The sequence below is a fragment of the Vibrio sp. D173a genome (genome assembly GCF_030248475.1).
Genome location: NZ_JAHGAH010000272.1, coordinates 1 through 21,541, shown reverse-complemented (window position 1 = coordinate 21,541; position 21,541 = coordinate 1). Strand labels below are relative to the sequence as shown.

General features: G+C 47.2%; 19 protein-coding genes and 1 pseudogene. 11 read left to right on the top strand and 9 right to left on the bottom strand.

Annotation, left to right across the window (positions count from 1 at the left end; translation table 11 throughout):
- Window positions 1-805: 805 nt before the first annotated feature.
- The 4 genes from KIV40_RS23805 to hemC are packed head-to-tail and all read right to left on the bottom strand — an operon-like array spanning window position 806 to window position 4,855.
- Window positions 806-1,987, bottom strand: coding sequence for a heme biosynthesis protein HemY (locus KIV40_RS23805; RefSeq protein WP_285351654.1), 1,182 nt, complete (start codon window positions 1,985-1,987; stop codon window positions 806-808).
- Window positions 1,987-3,168 carry a uroporphyrinogen-III C-methyltransferase gene (locus KIV40_RS23800; protein ID WP_038890548.1) on the bottom strand — a complete coding sequence of 394 codons (1,182 nt, stop codon included), beginning with the start codon at window positions 3,166-3,168 and terminating at the stop codon, window positions 1,987-1,989. Before KIV40_RS23800 ends, KIV40_RS23805 begins: the two co-directional genes overlap by 1 nt.
- A 17-nt stretch (window positions 3,169-3,185) precedes the next feature.
- Entirely contained in the window at window positions 3,186-3,914 is a 729-nt protein-coding gene (locus KIV40_RS23795) for a uroporphyrinogen-III synthase (protein WP_285351652.1), read from the bottom strand.
- A gap of 2 nt (window positions 3,915-3,916) precedes the next feature.
- Entirely contained in the window at window positions 3,917-4,855 is a 939-nt protein-coding gene (gene hemC, locus KIV40_RS23790; protein ID WP_005430387.1) for a hydroxymethylbilane synthase, read from the bottom strand.
- 348 nt (window positions 4,856-5,203) lie between these two features.
- On the opposite strand from hemC, the gene KIV40_RS23785 reads away from it, so the two are divergent.
- Window positions 5,204-7,732 (top strand): class I adenylate cyclase, encoded by a 2,529-nt coding sequence (locus tag KIV40_RS23785; protein ID WP_285351650.1) that lies wholly within the window; start codon window positions 5,204-5,206, stop codon window positions 7,730-7,732.
- Between the two features lie 73 nt (window positions 7,733-7,805).
- Here KIV40_RS23785 and cyaY read toward each other — a convergent pair whose 3' ends face one another.
- On the bottom strand, window positions 7,806-8,120 hold the full coding sequence (gene cyaY / locus KIV40_RS23780) for an iron donor protein CyaY (RefSeq protein ID WP_005533624.1): 315 nt from the start codon (window positions 8,118-8,120) through the stop codon (window positions 7,806-7,808).
- On the opposite strand from cyaY, the pseudogene KIV40_RS23775 reads away from it, so the two are divergent.
- The 7 genes and pseudogenes from KIV40_RS23775 (at window position 8,100) to KIV40_RS23745 (ending at window position 15,454) form a co-directional block, all read left to right on the top strand.
- Window positions 8,100-8,311 (top strand): annotated as a pseudogene (locus KIV40_RS23775) (lipoprotein). The gene cyaY and the pseudogene KIV40_RS23775 overlap by 21 nt on opposite strands.
- Before the next feature lie 60 nt (window positions 8,312-8,371).
- Window positions 8,372-9,625, top strand: a complete 1,254-nt coding sequence (gene lysA / locus KIV40_RS23770; protein ID WP_005452029.1) for a diaminopimelate decarboxylase — start codon at window positions 8,372-8,374, stop codon at window positions 9,623-9,625.
- Between the two features lie 10 nt (window positions 9,626-9,635).
- On the top strand, window positions 9,636-10,466 hold the full coding sequence (dapF, locus tag KIV40_RS23765; RefSeq protein ID WP_285351648.1) for a diaminopimelate epimerase: 831 nt from the start codon (window positions 9,636-9,638) through the stop codon (window positions 10,464-10,466).
- A 20-nt stretch (window positions 10,467-10,486) separates the two neighbouring features.
- Window positions 10,487-11,191 (top strand): DUF484 family protein, encoded by a 705-nt coding sequence (locus KIV40_RS23760; RefSeq protein ID WP_038890549.1) that lies wholly within the window; start codon window positions 10,487-10,489, stop codon window positions 11,189-11,191.
- Complete coding sequence (gene xerC / locus KIV40_RS23755) at window positions 11,157-12,098, top strand: tyrosine recombinase XerC (RefSeq protein ID WP_005533635.1); 942 nt, start codon at window positions 11,157-11,159, stop codon at window positions 12,096-12,098. The genes KIV40_RS23760 and xerC overlap by 35 nt, the downstream gene beginning before the upstream one ends.
- A gap of 13 nt (window positions 12,099-12,111) precedes the next feature.
- Complete coding sequence (yigB, locus tag KIV40_RS23750; RefSeq protein ID WP_228175940.1) at window positions 12,112-12,828, top strand: 5-amino-6-(5-phospho-D-ribitylamino)uracil phosphatase YigB; 717 nt, start codon at window positions 12,112-12,114, stop codon at window positions 12,826-12,828.
- A 139-nt stretch (window positions 12,829-12,967) separates the two neighbouring features.
- Window positions 12,968-15,454, top strand: a complete 2,487-nt coding sequence (locus tag KIV40_RS23745; RefSeq protein WP_228175937.1) for an EAL domain-containing protein — start codon at window positions 12,968-12,970, stop codon at window positions 15,452-15,454.
- 108 nt (window positions 15,455-15,562) lie between these two features.
- Here the strand turns inward: KIV40_RS23745 and KIV40_RS23740 are convergent, their stop codons facing one another.
- Both KIV40_RS23740 and KIV40_RS23735 read right to left on the bottom strand, forming a co-directional pair.
- Complete coding sequence (locus KIV40_RS23740) at window positions 15,563-16,159, bottom strand: tRNA-uridine aminocarboxypropyltransferase (protein WP_010650577.1); 597 nt, start codon at window positions 16,157-16,159, stop codon at window positions 15,563-15,565.
- Entirely contained in the window at window positions 16,159-17,709 is a 1,551-nt protein-coding gene (locus KIV40_RS23735; RefSeq protein ID WP_134978020.1) for a COG3650 family protein, read from the bottom strand. Before KIV40_RS23735 ends, KIV40_RS23740 begins: the two co-directional genes overlap by 1 nt.
- Window positions 17,710-17,750: 41 nt before the next feature.
- Between KIV40_RS23735 and KIV40_RS23730 the strand changes: the two genes are divergently transcribed.
- The gene (locus KIV40_RS23730) at window positions 17,751-18,221 is read left to right on the top strand and encodes an EVE domain-containing protein (RefSeq protein WP_228175932.1); all 471 of its coding nucleotides are present in this window, start codon (window positions 17,751-17,753) and stop codon (window positions 18,219-18,221) included.
- A 68-nt stretch (window positions 18,222-18,289) separates the two neighbouring features.
- Here the strand turns inward: KIV40_RS23730 and KIV40_RS23725 are convergent, their stop codons facing one another.
- The gene (locus KIV40_RS23725; RefSeq protein WP_103412572.1) at window positions 18,290-19,114 is read right to left on the bottom strand and encodes a Cof-type HAD-IIB family hydrolase; all 825 of its coding nucleotides are present in this window, start codon (window positions 19,112-19,114) and stop codon (window positions 18,290-18,292) included.
- A 171-nt stretch (window positions 19,115-19,285) separates the two neighbouring features.
- Window positions 19,286-20,275, bottom strand: a complete 990-nt coding sequence (locus KIV40_RS23720) for an alpha/beta fold hydrolase (protein WP_005533650.1) — start codon at window positions 20,273-20,275, stop codon at window positions 19,286-19,288.
- A gap of 65 nt (window positions 20,276-20,340) precedes the next feature.
- Between KIV40_RS23720 and rhtB the strand changes: the two genes are divergently transcribed.
- Together rhtB and KIV40_RS23710 are read left to right on the top strand one after the other, a co-directional pair.
- On the top strand, window positions 20,341-20,955 hold the full coding sequence (gene rhtB / locus KIV40_RS23715) for a homoserine/homoserine lactone efflux protein (protein ID WP_005430372.1): 615 nt from the start codon (window positions 20,341-20,343) through the stop codon (window positions 20,953-20,955).
- 28 nt (window positions 20,956-20,983) lie between these two features.
- Window positions 20,984-21,541 (top strand): EAL and HDOD domain-containing protein (locus KIV40_RS23710; protein WP_375164879.1); only part of this gene is annotated, 558 nt, incomplete at its 3' end.

The following is a 21,541-nucleotide window of genomic DNA, read 5'->3' as shown; positions in this document are numbered from 1 at the left end:
TTTCTGACGTTTGAGAATTAGACGGGATTTGCATTAAATCTCAAGTCAGTCGCGACTTAGGGTTAGTCGTCCTCGAACTCAGTCACTACAAAGAAAGCCTGTTGAGAAACCAACGGGTTTTCGTCGTTTCTAGTGCTGGTAAATAAATGAAGTGACTTCCTAACCGAGTGCAGTTCCAAACTAGCGCTGCTGCTCTCCACTCAATAAGCTGTCCAGGGTTTAGCCGTACCTTGAGGCTTTCTATTTTCTTTGCCTTGTAGGGTTATAGAAACTGCCCTCTAGCGAAAGTGATTGAACTTTCCCCTTATTATTCCTCTCTATATCGACGCAGTGTTTCTTTTAACAAAAGAGCGTTTCTACTCAACTGTAGCAATCATGTGTATTAGAGCGTCTGAGCACCTTCTGATACTTTCTGTCGATTTGCTTTATCTTTTTTAACAAACGCTATCCAAGCACAGTATGAGGCTCTCACATCGAATAAGTGCATAACATTACTCCTAGTTACTTCTTTGGTCATCACTACGCTTTACTGTGCTCTTGAAGGAGACTTTCCCTCCTAACCATTTAAAACCAATCGTTATGTCTTGCAGAAAGTGATCGCGGTTGCTTCACGTGCTTCTTAGTGACACGAAGAAGAGCAGCTTGGAATGAACCACATAAGCTTTGATGATTATTTCTAATCAGGTGCGGTCAGTAGAGGGAACTCTGCTCTTGGGGGAGTCAGTCGTACAATGATAGGGCATGAAAAATTGTAGGCAATAAAAAAGCCGACAGTAAACTGTCGGCTTTCTGCTTTCTGGGTCGCTTAGTTGTTTTGAACTAGCGTTAGCGCTTTACGAGAGACCTCGTGAGCCGCTTTTGTTAGGTTTTGCTTCTCTAGTGTGTCTGCTAGGTAAGCATAGTCAGAAACGTCTGAGCGAAGTTTTAGCGCAACCTCGAAGTGCTCTTGCGCTTCTTGCCATTTTTCTTGGCGGAAGAAGAAGTGCGCTAATGCACTTTGCGCCGCTGCGTTTTCTGGTTCACGCTTCAAGACACCTTCCAAGAATATGATGACTGGGTGGCTATCCGGCAGGTTTAGCTCTGGCAGTAATTGGTAGAGCTCTGGTGTTGGGCTCTTCTTTAGTGCTTCTTTGATTACTGTGAATGCTTCGTTATCTGCTTTGCGTGAGATGAGCTCGTGAGCAAAACAACCGATCAAATGAGCGTCTTGTTTTACCTTACGTGGCAGCCCGTTCCAGTGTGAGGTAAGACCTTCACTGCCTTGCTGCTGAGCCACTTCGTGTAGCAAGCCGCATTGTGCTTGCTGAATCAGTTCCGCTTGTTCTTCTTCCGTGACCAGTTTGGCTTTGCTTAGTTGAGGCATCAGATCGATCAGCGGTTGCCATAGCTTAAGCTGCATGTAAGTGGTTTTCAGCAGGTTAAGAACAATCGAGTTATTCGCGTACTGACCTTTCAGTGCTTGCAGTGTATCGAATGCAGATTCGAATTCGTTATCACGAATGAACTGTTTCGCGCGAGTCAACTCTACCGCTAGGTGCGCGTTTTCTTGCTGGCTTGCCAGTTCTAGGTACTGGTCACGCTTCGCTTTGTCACCTTGACCTTGCGCAGCTTCTGAAGCCACTAAGTAACACAGGAGAGGCATATCGTGGTGGTTTGCCCAGCGTGTTACTTTTTTCTCTGCGCCTTTCCAGTCACCTTCAAGTAGCTTGATGATGCCTTCGTTGGTGTAGCGACGAGAGCGACGCATTTTGCGCACGCTAAAGTAATTCCATGTGCTTGAGCTTGCGTAAACCACTTTCTTGACTACGTATTCTAAGAAGAACAGTGCCGCCAAGGCCGCAATCACGAAGATCACTAAGGTGGTTACACTCATCTCAATGGTTTTGTTAGCAATTGAGATTAGGACATAACCTTGCTGACCTGAGAATTGAGTGCCAACGAATAAGCCGGCACCAAGAACAACAAATAGGAAAATAAGACGAACCATTACTTATCCTCCGTACCTGTCATTGTGGTCACTTCACGACGTAGACGTTCACGAATCACGTCAGAGAGTTGGTTTTGGCTTTCTAGCTTCGCAGGGTATTCAACTTGAATGTCTTGCTTGCTCAGTTGACTCAGTGTTTTGTTGAATTCTTTCACCGAGTTGTCGTCTTGGTTGAAGAATGCCATTGCCCACTTGTCTGCCGTTTCCAAAGAGGTGGTGTAGATTTCACCTTGCTCTTGGTAAACCGCTTTAATTGCCGTCTCTAACTTCGCTTTGATGTTTTCTTTCAAGTAGAAGTGTTGTTGTGGTGACAATAGAGGGATTACGTTGCCGTCACGAGTGCGGAAGGTGATGAAATTTTCTGAGAAGTCTTTTAGTGACGTCATCAGGTTATCTTGCCAGTTTGCAATGTCTTCAGACACTTGTTGTTTCTCTACCGCAGCTGCTTCAGGTAGTAAAGCATTCGCAAGTGGCAGTTTGTCTACTTGCTGTTGTAGTGCAGTGAGGCGCAATACCAAGCCATCACGGTCTACTAAAGGAACAACACGCAGCTTAGTAATGTCGTTTGCCATGGCTTTACGCAGACCGACCAAGCTTGGGTCGTTCAGCGCTGCGATACGTTGATCCGCGCTTTCCATCAATTGAGTAGCACTTTCTACATCGTGCTCTAAGAACAATTTACGACCTGCCAGTTTTACTAGGTAGTCAGCTTCTGCCAGTAACCAGTCGTTTGGACGACGACCTTTCACATCAGCGACTGCCAGTTGCAGGCTTTCGATGCTCTTTTGTTGCTGACCCAGTACCACTTCTGCTTTGTGAGTGACTGTGGTCGCTTTTTCAATGGTTTCTTCTTTTACTTGGCTAAGCTCTTGCTTCATTGCTGATTGAGCTTGCTCCAGTTGGCTTTGCAGCTGAGCGATCTGAGTTTGGTATTCAGATTGCTGCTCAAGCATTTTGTAAGTGAGACCGCCACCAAAAATCAGTGATAAGACGATAGCGACGGTACCCAGCTTGACGCCGCGTTTGCCTTGCTTCTCTTCAAATTCAACTTTGTTTGGTTGTTCTGGCTTGGTTGGCTCAGATTCCTTCTTAGGCGTGTCTTTTTCAGCTAGCGGTGCCGATGTGGTTTCTTCGGAAAGGTTTTTATCGTTATTCTTTTGGTCGTTATTTTTACTTGTCATGCCTATATCCTGTGTAGCTAGGGCTGGAGAGCAGCCAGTAATTCTTGGTTGGATGCGCTTCCTGTGCACCTGACCTGAGTGAAGCCCCGTTGAATTGCGATGTCAGCGATTCGCTGACTGGGGATATACAACTCTTGTTGATTAAGCCAAGTCAATTGCTCTGACGTCAATTGGCTGCACAAATAATCCAGTTGTTCACCACTGGTGACGATAATCTGGTCGATTTGTTGGGTTTTCCATAGTGAGACACAGCTTACTGGATCGAATGGGATAAATTCTCTCTTATAAGTCTCACTATAGTGAACTTTTGCTCCACGTCTCACCAATGCATCTTTTATCAGCTCTCTACCGCCGTTGCCACGGAGGATCAGAACTGTTTGTTTTTCTGCATTGTTTAGCTCGGGTAGCTGCAACAAGTGCTCACTATCACTGACTTGTGGATAGTGTACTTTTTGTTGGGTACATTTGCTTAAATAGTGTGCTGTTTTTTGACCAACGGCAAGGTATACAGCCTGCTTAGACCATGATTTAGCGTGGTTCTGCAAGATTTGCTCCGCGCATTGCACCGCATGCTGGCTAACAGCAATAATGATTTGAGCGGTTTCAATGTATTTGGAGAGTTGTGTGTCGCTGAGATCGGCGACGATGTCGATCAGAGGATGATGAATTGCAGTTTTGCCGTGCCTTTCGAGCAGAGAGCAAAGCGCCGCGCCTTGCTCTCCCGGACGAGTGACCAACACTGCCATGATTATTCGTGGTCTGCGTACAGTTTGGTTAGGATGTCGCGCGCACCGTTTTCAAGTAGCTCATTAGCCAGTTGAACTCCGAGTGCCTCGGCATCGTTGCGGTGACCACGAATTTCACCACGCACAATTAGGCTGCCGTCTGGTTCACCAACTAGTGCGCGAAGCCAGATGTTATCGCCATCAAGCAGTGAGTAACTGCCGATTGGCACCTGACAACCGCCTTCAAGGGTGAGGTTCATCGCACGCTCACAGCGTACGCGATCTGCTGTATCTTGGTGGTTTAGTGGCTCAAGCAACTTAAGTAGACGCTCGTCATCCACACGACACTCAATACCCACCGCACCTTGGCCTACTGCTGGCAGTGATTGCTCTGGCTCGATAAAGCTACGGATGCGCTCTTCTAGCTCAAGGCGCTTCAGGCCTGCTGCTGCAAGAATGATTGCGTCGTATTCACCTGCATCTAGCTTACCTAGGCGAGTACCTACGTTGCCACGCAGCTCTTTGATAACTAAGTCTGGGCGGTATTCTTTTAACTGACACTGACGACGCAGGCTACAAGTACCTACAACTGCGCCTTGTGGCAGCTCATCAATGTTGTTGTAAGTGTTAGAAACGAAGGCATCGCGTGGGTCTTCACGCTCACAAATCGTCACCAAGCCAAGACCTTCAGGGAAGTCTACTGGTACATCTTTCATTGAGTGCACCGCAAGGTCTGCACGACCTTCAAGCATTGCCACTTCTAGCTCTTTAACGAACAAGCCTTTACCACCAACTTTGGCTAGCGGCGTATCCAAAATGATGTCGCCTTTGGTCACCATAGTGACGAGTTCTACTTCCAAACCTGGATGAGCGGCTTGAAGTGCGTCTTTTACAAAGTGTGCTTGCCATAGGGCAAGAGGGCTTTTTCGAGTTGCAATGCGAATTGGCGTAGATTGTGTCATGGTCTTCTCAATGCTGTTTTAGTTCTGCCTAATCCTACCACTCAACGCGTGAAAATCTTAATGTTAGTTAGTCTTCTCTGAGCGTCATGAATGGAATTACATAACGTTATGGAAATAGTGTGACTGGATTCTCATTTAGACTAAGGACTATTATTAGTTATAGGCGAATACAAGCGAAACTACTGCGCTATCAATTTTTGCGACTAGTGTGGGGTTTTTAGACCACAACTATTTGCAGGTGGAAATCTTTACCAATCCTGATGAAAGTGTTAAATTGATCACGTTTTTAAGCCGTTTTGGTTTAAAACATCAGCAGATTTTCGTGATTGTTCAACCAAGGAACTTCCCTTGCAGGCTTACACCCAAAAACTTATTCAGCGATTAGATAACCTGAACCAGCAACGGATCGACCGTGCGCTGGCGCTTATGGATTCGCAAAGCCAGCAAGTCTTCCACTTGATACCTGCCTTGTTGAACTACAACCATCCTGTTATTCCCGGCTACTACGATGCAGACGTCCCTTATGGTGTGTTTGGTCTAGAGCTGAACGAACTCCAACAACGATTCCTTGATGATACTCAACTGACGATTGGTCAAGCGCTTAAGACAGCAGAGCAACCTGCGATCTTAGGTTTGTACACCATGGGCAGTACCTCTTCGATTGGTCAAAGTACCTCAAGTGATTTGGATATTTGGGTGTGTATCTCACCGGAGATGGATAACGACCAACGTGAACTGCTGACCAATAAATGCTTGCTGATCACTGACTGGGCACAAAGCCAAGGTGTAGAAGCGAACTTCTTCTTAATGGATGAAGAGCGTTTTCGTAGCAACCGTTCAGAAGAGATGACCGGCGATAACTGTGGTTCTTCTCAGCATTTATTATTGCTGGATGAGTTCTACCGTTCTGCGGTACGTCTAGCTGGACAGCGTTTGTTGTGGCAAATCGTGCCACCAGAAATGGAAGAGTGTTACGACGAGTACGTTGCACAGCTTTGTAAAGATGGCTACATCAATTGTGATGAGTGGATCAACTTTGGTCAGCTTAACCGCATTCCTGCTGAAGAGTACTTCGGTTCGAACTTATGGCAGCTGTACAAGAGTATCGATTCCCCTTACAAGTCCGTGTTGAAAGCGATCTTGCTTGAAGCTTACTCGTGGGAATACCCGCACACACAACTTCTTAGTATCGACACTAAGCGTCGCTTCTTTGCCCACGAGCCGGACCTGTACGGCATGGATGCGTACTACTTGATGCTAGAGAAAGTAACGCGTTACCTAGAGCGAATCCAAGACGACACTCGTTTGGATTTAGTTCGCCGCTGTTTCTACCTTAAAACCCATGAAAAGCTGTCTCGTGAACCTGATGTAGGCTCTGTCGCTTGGCGTCGTGAAGCTTTGAGCGACATGATTGCAAAATGGGATTGGGATGAAGCGGTATTAGCGGAACTCGACGATCGCCGTAACTGGAAAGTAGAGCAAGTGAAAGTAGTGCACCATGCACTGCTGGATGCTTTGATGCAAAGCTACCGTAACTTGATTCAGTTTGCGCGTCGTAATGACATTACCTCGGCGATCAGCCCGCAAGACATCAGTATTCTTGCCCGTAAGCTGTACGCGGCATTCGAAGTGCTGCCGGGGAAAGTTACCTTGCTTAACCCTCAGATCTCGCCAGATTTGCACGAGCCCGACTTGAGCTTCATTGAAGTAAAAGAGGGCGGGGTGAACAAGTCAGGTTGGTATTTGTACAAGCAACCACTGATTGCGCACCGTATTCTTGGTCAACCTTGTCTTGAGCACCATGAGTACTTGAGTAAGTTGGTTTCTTGGGCGTTCTTCAACGGTTTGATTACCGAGTCAACACGTTTGCACGCGGTGGTGAGTGAAGCGCAGTTAGACATCGATAAGTTCTACCAAATGGTGAGTGACCTACGTAACACCTTCTCGTTACGTAAGCGTCGTCCAACCATGCAAGCATTGGGTAGCCCGTGCGAAATTAGTCAGATGGCGATGTTCATCAACTTTGAAAATGACCCAACCGCAGAGCTGTCAGGTCGCTCACTCAAAGTGGATGTGAAGAACACCGATATCTTCAGTTTTGGTCCTGAGCAAATTAATTTGGTCGGCAGTGTTGATTTGGTTTATCGCAACTCATGGCACGAAGTGCGTACCCTGCACTTCAAAGGCGAAACCGCGATGCTAGATGCGTTGAAGACCATCCTTGGCAAAATGCACCAAGATGCGATTCCGCCAGAGTCGGTGGATGTATTCTGTTATGCGAAAAACATGCGTGGCGTGATGCGCAATATGGTATATCAGCTATTGGCAGAGTGTATCGACTTACGTTTGAAGCCGGTTGAACAAGAGAAACGTCGTCGCTTTAAAGCCATGCGTCTTGCTAACCAAACTTACGGCTTGTTCTTTGAGCGTCGTGGCGTATCGGTTCAGAAGCTGGAAAACTCGGTCGACTTCTACCGCAGCATTTCAACCAATAAGCTGAAAGGCTCACCGTTGTTGATGTTGGATCGTGAGCAAGAGTATCAACTACCAGAAGTAGTGGATGGCTTTGCCAGTGAAGGTTTGGTGCAGTTCTTCTTTGAAGACACCGACGATGGTTTTAACATCTACGTATTGGATGAATCAAACCAAGTTGAGGTTTACCACCAGTTTAGTGGCTCTAAAGATGAAATGATTGCGTCAGTGAACAGCTTCTACACCTCGGTGAAAGACGAGAGTCGTGTATCGTCGAAGTTTATTAACTTTAACTTGCCGCAGTACTATCAAATTATTCATCCGGAAGAAGGTAATACCTACATTATCCCTTATCGCAACGATGGTTGTACGCCAACCCGCCCAACCAAAGCGGTGAATGCATAAAACGACCAACAAAAAAGAGCACCTCAGTGCTCTTTTTTCGTTTAGGTGACTGGTCGTCACGAGACTCTTTGGCTTATACCCAATCGATCGCTTCACCAGCGTGCTTTTCGCACTCTTCTTTCACCATTTCAAATAGTTCCATGCCCGTTTTAGAGCAAGTCCATTTGTTATCCACCAGCTTGAAGTGGAAGCCGCCAGACTTCGACGCCAACCAGATTTCATGCATTGGCTCTTGGCGGTTAATGATGATCTGGCTGCGGTCTTCAAACTCTAATGTCATTACGTTGCCAGTGACTTCGTAATCAATGTCTGCGCCTGATTCATCGATGGATTCTTCGATGTTTTGCATCTGCGCATCCACCAGTTGATGAAATTCAGTATCGTTCATCCGTCTATCCTATTGCTTTTCCTGAGTGTGGTGCGATTATAGGGGGCATTGGTTTAATAATCACGATATGCAAAATGAAAAAATTACTTACGGTGTTGTTTGTGATGGTTGCAGCGACACTTGCTGGTTGCGGTCAATCAGGTTCACTTTACATCCCAGATGACGCTCAGCAGAACGAGCAGTCACAATAATTAGCCACCCTTAGGGTGAAATCAGGGTTTAGCAGTCGAATTAATTAAGGGAAGCAAATTTTGGATTACTTCAACTATCAGGATGATGGCCAGCTTTGGGCCGAAGACGTCTCACTCCAAGCTCTTGCCGAGCAACATGGCACTCCTCTTTATGTTTACTCACGTGCAACGCTAGAGCGTCACTGGAATGCGTTTGACAGCGCAGTGGGTCAGCATCCTCATCTTGTTTGTTATGCAGTAAAAGCAAACTCAAACCTTGGCGTATTGAATGCACTGGCTCGTTTGGGCTCAGGCTTTGATATCGTATCAGGTGGTGAGCTTGAGCGTGTTATCGCGGCTGGCGGTGATGCGAAGAAGGTGGTGTTCTCGGGTGTTGGAAAAACACCAGCAGAGATGAAACGCGCACTGGAACTGGGCATTAAATGCTTCAACGTGGAATCAGAGCCTGAGCTTGAGCGCTTGAATAAAGTCGCGGGCGAGCTGGGTGTGGTTGCACCGATTTCTCTACGAATTAACCCTGACGTAGACGCAAAAACGCACCCTTACATTTCGACTGGTCTGCGTGACAACAAATTTGGTATCGCTTTTGACCGTGCGCCTGCGGTATATAAATTTGCTCAGAGCCTGCCAAACCTCAACGTGCAAGGCATCGACTGCCACATTGGCTCTCAGCTGACTGAGATTGAACCTTTCATCGACGCTACAGATCGTCTGTTAGCACTGATTGATGACTTAAAAGCGCAAGGCATCAACATTCGTCACTTGGACGTTGGTGGTGGTCTAGGCGTAGTATATCGTGATGAATTGCCACCACAGCCTTCAGACTATGCGAAAGCACTGTTAGGTCGTCTTGAGAACCATCAAGATCTTGAACTGATTTTCGAACCAGGCCGTGCGATTGCAGCCAACGCCGGTATCTTGCTAACGCGTGTGGAATTCCTAAAACACACTGAGCACAAGAACTTTGCGATTATCGATGCGGCGATGAACGATTTAATGCGTCCTGCGCTATACCAGGCATGGCAAGATATTGTCCCGGTTTCACCGCGTGAAGGTGAAGCACAGACTTACGACTTAGTCGGTCCTATCTGTGAAACGGGCGATTTCTTGGGTAAAGATCGAGCACTAGTGCTGCAAGAAGGTGATCTACTCGCGGTTCGCTCTGCAGGCGCCTATGGTTTTGTGATGTCTTCGAACTACAATACTCGTACCCGAGCGGCGGAAGTGATGGTGGATGGCAACCAAAGCCACCTTGTTCGCCAGCGTGAGGAGCTGACCAGTTTGTGGCAGCTGGAACAGATTCTACCGGAGTAACACACAACAAATGCATTTCCACTTTTCCAAAATGCACGGTTTGGGCAACGACTTTATGGTCGTCGACTGCATTACCCAGAACGTGTTTTTCTCGCAAGATTTGATCCGTCGTTTGGCGGATCGTCACACGGGCGTTGGTTTTGACCAATTGCTCGTGGTTGAAGCGCCTTATGATCCAGAAACTGACTTCCACTACCGCATTTTTAATGCCGATGGCAGTGAAGTTGAGCAGTGTGGTAATGGCGCTCGCTGTTTCGCGCGTTTCGTCCGTTTGAAAGGTTTGACTAACAAGTACAGCATCAGCGTCAGCACCAAGAAGGGTAAGATGACTCTTGATGTCGAAGACGATGGTGAAGTTACGGTGAACATGGGTGAGCCTGAGTTCGAGCCGAGCAAGATCCCTTTTAAAGCGAAGCAGAAAGAGAAAACCTACATCATGCGCACAGGCGACAAAACCCTGTTCTGTGGCGCGGTGAGCATGGGTAACCCGCATGTGGTGACCGTGGTCGACGATGTGGATACGGCAGAAGTGGAAACACTCGGTCCGCTATTAGAATCACACGAACGCTTCCCTGAGCGTGTGAACGCAGGCTTTATGCAGATCGTGGATCGCAACAACATCCGTTTGCGCGTGTATGAGCGTGGTGCGGGTGAAACCCAAGCTTGTGGTAGCGGTGCCTGTGGTGCGGTTGCGGTTGGCATCTTGCAAGGTCTACTGGACGAGAATGTGAAAGTTTCACTTCCGGGCGGTGACTTGCGCATCTCTTGGCAAGGTCCAGGCAAACCATTGTTTATGACTGGCCCAGCAACACACGTATTTGATGGTCAATTGTTGTGCTAGTTGAAGAGCAAGAAAACCAAATCTCAGAAGTTGAAGCGGATGCGCTGACTGCGGAAGTCGTTGCTCAGTATTTAAAAGACCATCCAGACTTCTTCGTTCAACGCCCAGAATTGGTCGATCGCCTCTCTCTACCTCATGCAGATTTAGGCGCGGTCTCGTTGGTTCATATTCAAATGAACCGTCAGCGTCAGCGTATTGAAGAGCTGGAAGAAGAGATCACCACACTGATGTCTTTGGCAGCGAACAACGATCGCACCTTCTACGAGTTCATGGATCTGCAAGGGCAAATCCTTAAGTGTGGTGATTTCAAGCAAGTCATCAGCGCCATTGAACTCAAAGCCAAAGACCTTGGTTTGAAGGCGTATGTGCGTCTATTGAGCCAGTGTGATGCTGCGACTCAATTGAGTAAGGAAAGCTATCAACGTTTTGCTACCAATCACTTAAACGGCAAAGAGGCTTACTTAGGTCGTCTGCGTAAAGTGGATCGCGAAGCGTTGTTTGGGGATATGGACGTTCCAGAAATGGGTTCCTATGTGGTGCTACCGCTTGTGAAAAAACAGACGCTTGGCGTACTGGCATTTTCTAGCGAGGATGGCGGTCATTTCCAACCAGATATGGATACCTTGTTTTTGCGTCACCTATCCTTAGTAGTGGCACATCTCGCTCAAACATTGGTATGGCAAAGTCACGATGACGACAACTCCCAACACTCCTCTGCCAAATAGTCTTCAAAAGCCTCTTGAACGCTTCTACGAATTCCTGCGAAGCGAAAAGGGGCTTAGCCTGCATACCCAACGCAACTACAAACAACAATTGGAAACCATGGCTCACCACTTGGCTGAGATGGGGTTGAAAGATTGGTCGCAAGTCGATGCGGGTTGGGTGCGTCAATTGGCAGGTAAAGGCATGCGTGAAGGCATGAAAGCCAGCAGCTTAGCGACGCGCTTATCTTCTCTACGCAGCTTTTTCGATTTCCTGATCCTACGTGGAGAAATGTCAGCGAATCCAGCCAAAGGGGTTTCGGCACCACGTAAGCAACGCCCACTGCCGAAAAACCTCGATGTGGATGAAGTAAACCAACTGCTCGAAGTGAACGAAGACGACCCGCTAGCGGTGCGCGATCGTGCCATGATGGAGCTCATGTACGGCGCTGGTCTGCGTTTGGCAGAGCTGGTAAGTGTCGATGTGCGTGATGTTCAGCTACGCAGTGGCGAATTACGAGTGATTGGTAAAGGTGACAAAGAACGTAAAGTGCCGTTCTCTGGTATGGCAACTGAATGGGTTGGTAAATGGTTGCGTGTGCGTGGTGATCTAGCCGCGCCGGGTGAACCTGCACTGTTTGTTTCCAAGCTGGGTACACGGATCTCACACCGCAGTGTGCAAAAGCGCATGGCGGAGTGGGGGCAGAAACAGTCGGTCGCGAGTCACATTAGCCCGCACAAACTGCGTCACTCGTTTGCAACGCATATGCTGGAATCGAGCAATAACCTACGTGCAGTGCAAGAGCTATTGGGGCATGAAAATATCTCGACCACCCAAATCTACACCCACTTGGATTTCCAACATTTAGCGCAAGCTTATGATCAGGCGCACCCGAGAGCGCGTAAGAGAAACGACGACAAGTCGGACTAACCCAAGGAATCCCATGAAATTCTACCGCCGTATCGCGCCTGTAAAGGCGATGACGTTTGACCTTGATGACACCCTCTATGACAACTACCCGGTGATAGTTCGTATGGAGCGTGAGTTGCTATCTTGGCTTAAACACCATCATCCGGCGATCGCTCACATGGATAAAGCCGATTGGTTTGCGCTCAAACAAAGTGTTCTACAGCAGCAACCAGAGCTAAAGAGTGATGTCACTGTGTGGCGCTTAGTGCAACTTAAGCAAGCCTTCTCCCAAGTTGGTTACGATGACGATGCAGCACATTCTGCCGCCCAAGCCGCGGTAGAGGTTGCTTTGGATTGGCGTAACCGTTTTGAGGTGCCACAGCAAAGCCTCGATGTACTTGCTCAACTGGGGCAAGAAATCCCGCTGGTGGCGATCACTAACGGTAATGTGGATTTAGATAGAATAGGGCTTACACCTTATTTCCAACAAGTGCTGAAAGCAGGACCGGATGGCAGCGCGAAGCCAGCACCAGATATGTTCACCAAAGCGCAGCAGTTTCTAGACTTACCAAGTGAGCACATTCTTCATGTTGGCGATCATCTGGTGACGGATATTCAAGGTGCAAAACTCTCGGGTTTTGCCGCATGCTGGTTTAATGATATGAATAAAAATGTCATTAATAAGGAAAAAACACGAACCTTACCTGATGTTGAAATCAATAGCTTGCAATCGTTGCTTACGCTTTTGTAATCGCTTTCGCATTAATCCATTCAATCTTACCCCTGACCCTAGCAAAGCCACGTAAAGCCACGTAAATTACTCTCATAACAGTAAAATAACAAAAGTACTTTTCATGTATTTTGGCTTGATGACGGCAGTGGTAGGGTAAATGCGAGCATTCTCTCAACTGGTTCAAAATGTGGATCAGCTTAATGATTTTTTAGTCACTTATCGGTGTTGTGCGGATAAACGTTATTTGGTGCAACTACTATCTACACAATCACGCGATACTGCAACAGAACTCGCTCGGGCAATTCTAGAAAGACTGCCTGATACCCATATCATTGGGCACAGTACGCGCCATGTTATTCTAGAAGGTGAAATTTTCAACCATGGCTGCTTAGTGTGTGTGATGGAGTTTAATCAAACCACACTTACTTCCGCGGTTCAGCATTATTCCTTCTCGCCAGATATTGATGGCTACGACCTCAAGCAAGCCTTAGAACTGCAAGATAGCTCCAAAGCCATTATCAGCTTTTCTGTCCAAATCGAACGACGTGACTACCCCGTGTATCGAGTATTTAATCCTGAAGGCCCAATGGTTTCTGGCGGTTTGGCTCAAGCCATTGATGATGGTTGCTGGGTCCTACATCAAGACCAAGTTTATGATGAAGCGGTTGTGGCGGTTGCTTTACATAGTGACAGCTTGAAAGTGTGGACCAGTGCGTATTCCGAGTGGAACCCTATCGGCATGCCTCATAAGGTGACTCATGCCAAAGGCACGCGCTTGTATAGCTTGGGAGAGCTTAAAGCACTTGATGTTTACAAGCACTACCTTGCTGATGGGCACGACCTGACGCTTAATCAGCTGCTGAATTTCCCACTTTATCGCGAATCCATTGGGCGCAAAGAGGTGTGTGCGGTGACCGAGATTCATCCCGATGGCAGCATGAGTTTCGACCGTCCTTGGTGTCTGGGTGATGAAGTACAGTTTTGCTACAACCATCCTTCTTTAACTCTGGAGCAAGTGCGCCATGGGGTGGTAGAGCTTGCTATGCACCAGCCTGAAGCGGTGATGATTTATAACTGCGCATCACGACTCGATTATATTGATAGCAGCGATGAAGTCCGTGCCTTTGCTGATATCTCTAGTACGGCCGGTAGTTACTGCATGGGTGAACTGCATGGTGGGAATGATCATCAAGAAATTCTGCACCACAGCCTGACTTACCTTGCGATGCGTGAAGGGGATGAAGTTGACGAGATCAACTTGCCCACACAGGAAATGACTGCTTCGATTTCACCGTTATTTAGTCTGATACGCAATGCGATAGGTGACCTAAATAGCATGAATGTGCACATGGGCTATCAGCTCGACCGCCAAGCGAAGAAGCTAGAAAAAAGTTTTCGTCGAGATAGCCGCACAGGGTTACAAAACCGCGTTGCGCTGCAAGAGCGCTTAATCACCATTAATGCCGATGAGCATCTACTGACACTTAAACTTCTTAATTTCAGCCATATCAACGAAAAGTACGGCTATCGCGTTGGCGACCAACTGTTGAAAGACTTGTCGATGCACTTTAGCAATCGGCTACGTAAACGTCTTGGTAAACCTGCCGCGCTGCAACTCTATAGCATTGGTGTGGGTGAGTGGGCATTCTTATTTAAAGCTGACACTAGCAGTGAAGCGATCAAGCAACACTTTACTCGCTTTGCTGACGCGGTTGAGCAAACCAACTTTGAGCCAAGTGGCTTACGAGACATTGACTACCTCTCGATTTCATTGTGTGGTGGTTTAGTTAGTCGTCGTGATTTTCCAACCGCATCGCCGGATGAATTGCTGCTCAAAGGCATTGAAGCGCGAAGAGCTGGGGTGCGAAGTAATACTCACATCTGTAATGCCAAAGACATTGAGGTCAATGAAGACGTGCGAAAAGAGCAGTTGGGTTGGTTGAGCTGTGTGAGCCGCGCCATTCTCAAACAGAACATCATTACCTACAGTCAGCCAATTGTACACGCTTACAACCATCGTCCCGCGAGCCAAGAGTGTTTGGTGCGTATCATCGAAGAGGATGGCAGCATCATTGCGCCGGGGCGTTTCTTACCTATCATTTCTGATACGCATTTGTACACACGTTTGAGCCGCCACATGATCCGTTCAACGCTGAATTACATGAAGGACAAACAAGGCGACTTCTCAATTAATTTGTCTCCTCAGGATTTACTCAGCGATAAAACCTTGATGTTGCTTGAACATGCCATTACCCAGCTTAACGACCCAAGACGGATTGGTTTGGAAGTGTTGGAGTCGGAACAGATTAAAGACTACGGCCGAATGATTGAGGTGTGCAGCCACTTTAGAAACTTAGGGGCTCGCATTATTGTTGATGACTTTGGTTCGGGTTACTCCAATATTGATGAGATTCTCAAGTTAGAGCCTGAAGTGATTAAGCTCGATGGCAGTTTGATTCGCTACATCGACAAAGACCAAAAACAGCGCAAGATTGCTTCGCAGTTAGTGCGTTTGTGTCAGGTGTTTAATGCCAAGACCGTCGCGGAGTTCGTGCACAATAAAGAGGTTTGCGACATTGCGCAGGACATGGGTGTGGACTATCTGCAAGGTTATTACTTAGGTGAACCGACACGTTTGTTTTAACGTGCTTTGCTCTAATTATGCTTAAGTGCCCTGGAGTTTTGTTTCACGTGAAACAGCAGCCAATAAAAAACGCAGCGTTAAAGCTGCGTTTTTTGATTCTTAAGAGCGCTAGGCTTTGAACTCATGACCACTTTTCTCGGCTTGGAAACGAGGAAGGTATTGCTCGAAGAACGCTAGCATCTGTTGCTGGTTTTGCTCTTCACCAAGTTGTCCGAGCAATTGAGCAGCAACTTCAAAGGTACATAAGTTGCCTTCTTGTTGATTGCGGCGCAGTTGATACTGGGAATCGGATTGAGTGGCTAAGCCCATCATCGCGATACCTTCTAGCCATCGGCTTTTATTGATCATTTTGCGCGCTTCTTGCCAAGTTGCATCAACAATGATGTACAGCGGTTGTCTGTTTTGCTGATTACTTTTTTGCTGCACTTGTTCAAGCGTCAAGCTCTCTTCACTAGGGAATAGCAGTACTGGCAGCAAGCCCGGGTTAGCGAGCGTTTCTAATAACTCCGCTGGTGGCGCTTTTCGGTCCCAAACGACTTGACTGACATTCAGTTGGCACTGAGCGAGCAGTTTGCCAGTGTTGGTATCGCGCGTCAGTTCATTAGGGTGCATCAACAGCATCAGCGAGTGTTCACTGCTTAACTTAGGCAGCAGTGAACAGATGCAGTTGAACTGGAAGCCACAATGTGGACAAGGCTGCGCCATTACAAGCGCACTCCATCACGAACAGGGCTGATACCATCTGAGAACAAACGCACGCCGCTGACTTGTTCTTTGCTCGCTTTTGGCGCCAAGCTTGGGTTGATTGGGTAACTTACGCCAGTGTATTGCATCACGTGTTGGCCTGGTGTTGCACCGCCGCCGCTCACATTGAAAATCAGATCTCGCCAACCGTGTGAAGTTTGTTGACCGAGCATGATTGGACTTTGCACTAGCGTCATACGGCTATTGAAACGCCACTCTTTCTCGTGGTTTTCGAATATCAGCAGAGTACAACCGCCAGAGCCACACCAATCAAGTTGCACCAGTAATTCTTCATCACCATCGCCATTCAGATCATAGGTCAGCCAACGGTATTGGTTATTGCTTGGGTTGGTTTGATTAATGAAAAAGTAGTTTCGCACCGCCGCATCCACTTTTGAATTAAATTCGGCACTGGATGGCACATCAGCTGCACCAATTGGATCGTTGTTGCGCTCGGCTGCTGGTTGTTCTGTGCCCGAGTTACGCACTGTTGCTGGGTATAGCACTAAACCGCCATCAGCAATGGGATAAACCAAATTGCCCACTTTCTCTTTGACTGCTTTCAGCTGGTTGCCTTCGCGAGTAAACAGGCGCTCGGTCATCAAGCGTTGTTGCTGGTGGTGAGTCATCAATATTTGTACTTGCGATGGGCTTAGTTGTTGCCAGTAGCCGCGTTCAATCAATGGCGGTTGCCCGTCTGAATAGCTGTATTTGGTGATGGCACTGTGGTCGCTGTTGAGTGTCATCTGTACTTCGAAGCCTTGCGATTGGGTCGACGTCGCGACGTAAGTGTTCACCCACTCGAGTGTTGAATCTACGTTGGCCGCCATACCGCAACCTTGATAGGTTTTATCTCCATGCTCCAGTGTTGCCTTCCAGCCGTAGAGAGAGTTGCTCATGGTGTCAGAACACAAGTTCTCGGTCATGCGCAGTTCGCCGTCATTCAGTTGGTATGTTCGCTGACGAGGTTGCAGTTTGCTGCTGTCGATTTCGAGTGTTTGTGTCGACTTACCCATTTGCTGGAACTTGAGTGTGTTGCCTTCAAAGCTGGCTGACCATGATGGCTCGTTACCGAAAACTCGTGTTGGTTTACTGGTTTGTTTACAGCGTTGTGGGTTTTCTGTGGTGAGGAAGTTTACTTGTTCTACTACGAAGTTTGCGTCGAAGTCTGCAGAGAAACCATCAACACCAGGTGGATTGAGGTGACCAATCACTTCTCCATACATGGTTTGATAAGGCTGATTGGTTAATGCGATGGCTCTTTGCACCTGTTGTGGTGACAGTTGCAGCCAGTATTGTTTGTCGCTACCACAAGGTGTGATGTACTGGCTTTCATGCCCAATCACGACTTCACCACGCAGCATAAAGGTTTGAGGTAAGATGGTTTCTGGCTTATCTAAGGACGCAGGCGGAGTCGTTGGTGTGTCTGCATCGGACTGCTGTGGTTGCATGCTACATGCTTGCAGGACCAGCAGTGTGGCTAATGCCACTGGGTTTTTCAAAGCCTTCATGTTATATCTTCCTCATTACTCAATCTGCATCGGATGGCATTATGGCATATTGGTTATTTAAAACAGAACCAGATACCTTTTCTATTGACACGCTTCGAACCCAAAAGGTTTCATGTTGGGAGGGAGTTCGTAATTATCAGGCGCGCAATATGATGCGTGACCAAGTTAAATTGGGCGACTTGGTGCTGATTTACCACTCTTCTTGCAAGAACGTGGGTGTGGCAGGTATTGCCAAAGTGACCCGTGAAGCGTATCCCGATCATTTCCAGTTTGACCTAGAGAGCGATTATTACGACCCAAAATCTGACCCAGAAAATCCGCGTTGGATAATGGTGGATATTGAGTTTGTACGTAAGACTGAGCGCTTGATTCCGTTGTCAGTCATGAAGGCGATGCAAGAGCTAGAAAACATGCCACTGGTGAAACGCGGTAATCGCTTATCGATCATGCCGGTGAGTGAAGAAGAGTGGCAAGCAATCCTCGGTAAAGAGAAGTTACCGAGTCAAAGATAAAAGAAAAGGGCTGCATAGTGCAGCCCTTTGTGATTTTGCTAATAATCTACTGTTGATAGCCAATACGGTTATAGCAGATGATCTTGCAGGTAGTGTGCAACCGCATCGTCGGCGTTGCTGCCGATCACTTCATTGTTTGGTAGTGCTTTCATCACTTTCTCGTGAGAGGTGCCCATCACCAAACCTTTACCCGCCATTGATAGCATTTCTACGTCGTTCATGCCGTCACCAAAGGCGATGGTGTTTTCCAGTGTTAGACCAATAGACTCTGCGACAGCCTTCAAAGCATCACCTTTAGAAACGCCAGCGCTCATCACTTCCAGACACCAAGGTGTTGAGAATGCGATGTTTAGTCGATCGCCAAACTGTTCACGCAGCTTCGTTTCGAAGGTAACAAGATGTTCATGGTCTTGCGCTGGATGAGTGAAGAAGATTTTCGCAATGCCGTTAGTTGGTGCATTGTTTTGATCGTATAACTTGTAAGAGAACTCTTCGTGGAAATCACGCAGTTGTTCGTCGTCTTTGTTCAGCAACCAGTCGTCGTTTTGATACATGTGGATAAGTATTTCAGGATCCGTTTTGATCGTGTCGATCACTGGCTGCACCAAATCTTCAGGTACGTTCTGGCTGTGCATCTCTTGATCATTCTGGTCGTGCACACGTGCACCATTCGAAGTAATCATGTAAGCCGGAATACCTACCGTGCGACGAATGCTTGCGACGTCTACGTGGTGGCGACCCGTTGCAAAGACAAATGTGTAGCCTTGTTCATGCAGCGCTTTTAGCGTCTCTTTCGAGTAAGCGCTTAGCTGGTGGTTTGGTGCGAGTAAAGTGCCATCCAGATCTGAGGCAACGATTTTGGTGATCTCTTTGCAAGGTAGCGATGTGCTCATGAAGCCCTCGTAAACGGTTCGGATAGAGTGGAACAGGTTGATTGCACACGGAGCGCAGTAGATTGACTAGGTCGTACTGCTCCGAGTGCGGGGAACATGATGAAGTTTACGCCAAAATAAGGAGGAAAAAGAGGGTAAATCGCAGACCTCGTATTTCCTCTTTAATTTATTTTATGCGCTTTGAGCACGCATAAAGGAAAAGATAGCGTCCAGAGCTTGGTTACGATACTGGTCTTTTTCGAACAAAATTTCGTGCTCTGCACCAGCAATCGAAACTAGGCTGGCATTAGGGTTGGTCTTACTTAGCTTATCGATAAAGCGTTGCTGCGCGGCGTTACTCACGATGCGATCGTTGCCTGACTGAACCAATAAAACCGGAACTTTAATTTGGCGTGTCAGCAAAATACATTGCTTGGCAGCCATTAAACCTTGCCAAACCCAGCGGGTGCTTGGCCCACCGACTTGCAGCTCGGGTTTGTCACGGTATAAACCACGGAACCAATGATAACGATCGTAGCTTTGGCTAAGTGGGTTATCTTCAAACGGTTTTGGGTAGTATTCTTTATGACCCGGCGCGTAGCTTGGCTTTGTCGAGACTGCCGCTAAGATTTGGCTGACCGGAATCGCGATAGGGCTGAGATACCAAGGTAGGTTGATACCAAACATTGGGGAACTCAGAATCAAACCATCAAAGTTGTGTTCTGGATGCGTTTGCAGGTAGCGCGTAGCGATTGCGCCACCCATTGAGTGAGCAATGATAAAACGCTGTTGGTATCCGCTTAAATCAAGCTGTTGCAGCACCAATTCCATATCTTCAATGTAGTCATTAAAGTCATAGACGTGACCCATGTCTGAGTCTGGAATTAGGCGATCTGATAAACCTTGTCCTCGATGGTCAAACGAATACACGTCATAACCTTGTCGATACAGATCATAGAACAGTTCTTGGTATTTCCAGGAAGCTTCAATGCGACCGTTGACGATCAGCACGGCTTTTGTGTGCTCAGGATTGGTGAGTTTGCACCAGTAGATTTTCTTTTTCTCTGTCCCTTTTACAAAGCCTTCTTGGCGCTCTTGCCAAAGTGCTGCGATCGGACCACCTATTGCTTGCTCAAATAAAGTCTCTTGAGTATAAGTCAAAGGTGAATGGTTAATAGCCATTAGTCGATTACCTGAAGATACGTTGTTTACGCGATGTATCATCGAAGAATTATTGAGGAAATGCAATGGATACCCACGTTTGGTTAGCCTATGTGGTAACAGCAATCGTTTTTAGTCTGGCTCCGGGATCTGGTACCGTCAACTCGATCAGTAATGGTTTGAGTTACGGCACGCGCAAGTCATTAGGTGCTATCGTTGGTTTACAAATCGGTTTGGCGATTCATATTGCTCTGGTTGGTGCTGGCATTGGCGCGTTGGTGGCGCAATCGGCAACGGCATTTACCGTGATTAAGTGGGTGGGTGCGGCTTACCTTGTGTGGCTTGGCATTCAAAAGTGGCGTGATACGTCTGGTTTAGTTGCAACCGAAAGCCACAAAGCGATGTCAGGCACTTCTCTGTTGTACAAAGCCATTCTTATTAACCTGACAAACCCAAAATCGATCGTCTTCTTGGTGGCACTGTTTCCACAGTTTATCGATCCAGCGAAAGACCAGCTGACTCAGCTGTTGGTTTTGGGTGTGACCACAGTGACCATTGATGCGTTTGTGATGCTGGGTTACACCAGTTTGGCCGCTCAAATGGGTCGCTTTATTCGCTCAGATAAGATCATGGGCAAAATTAATAAAGTATTCGGTTCAATGTTCATGGGATGTGGTGCATTATTAGCGGCAGCTAAGTAACAAATTATAAAAATCACAATAATTTCGAATGAAAAATGCGTATGTCGCCCGCCAGCCTATCTTTAATCGTAAAAGACAGACGCTGGGATATGAGTTGTTGTTCCGCGATGGTGAAAGTAATGCCTATCCTGCACACATCGATTCAAACAGGGCGACATACCGATTGATTGTAGAGAATTTTCTCTCTGTCGGAACCAATCCTTTGATTGCATCGTCACGATGCTTCATCAATTTCCCTCAACAAAGTTTGTTACGTCGGCTACCAAGAAGTTTGCCGAAAAACAAAATCGTGGTTGAAGTACTCGAAACCTGCCAACCGACCGATGAACTGCTTGAAGCCATTCGCGAACTTTACCGTGAAGGCTATTTGATTGCGCTCGATGATTTCACTTTGACTGACGAATGGCGTCGTTTCTTGCCTTATGTCCACATCGTAAAACTCGATATCATGGCGATGGGGCTTGAGAAAGCGTGTGAATTGGTTAAGCAGCATACCAAAAAGCGCACCAAGTACCATTTCTTAGCTGAGCGAGTCGAAACTGAAGCCGAGTTTGAAGCGACCAAAGAGGCTGTCTCTTATACACAA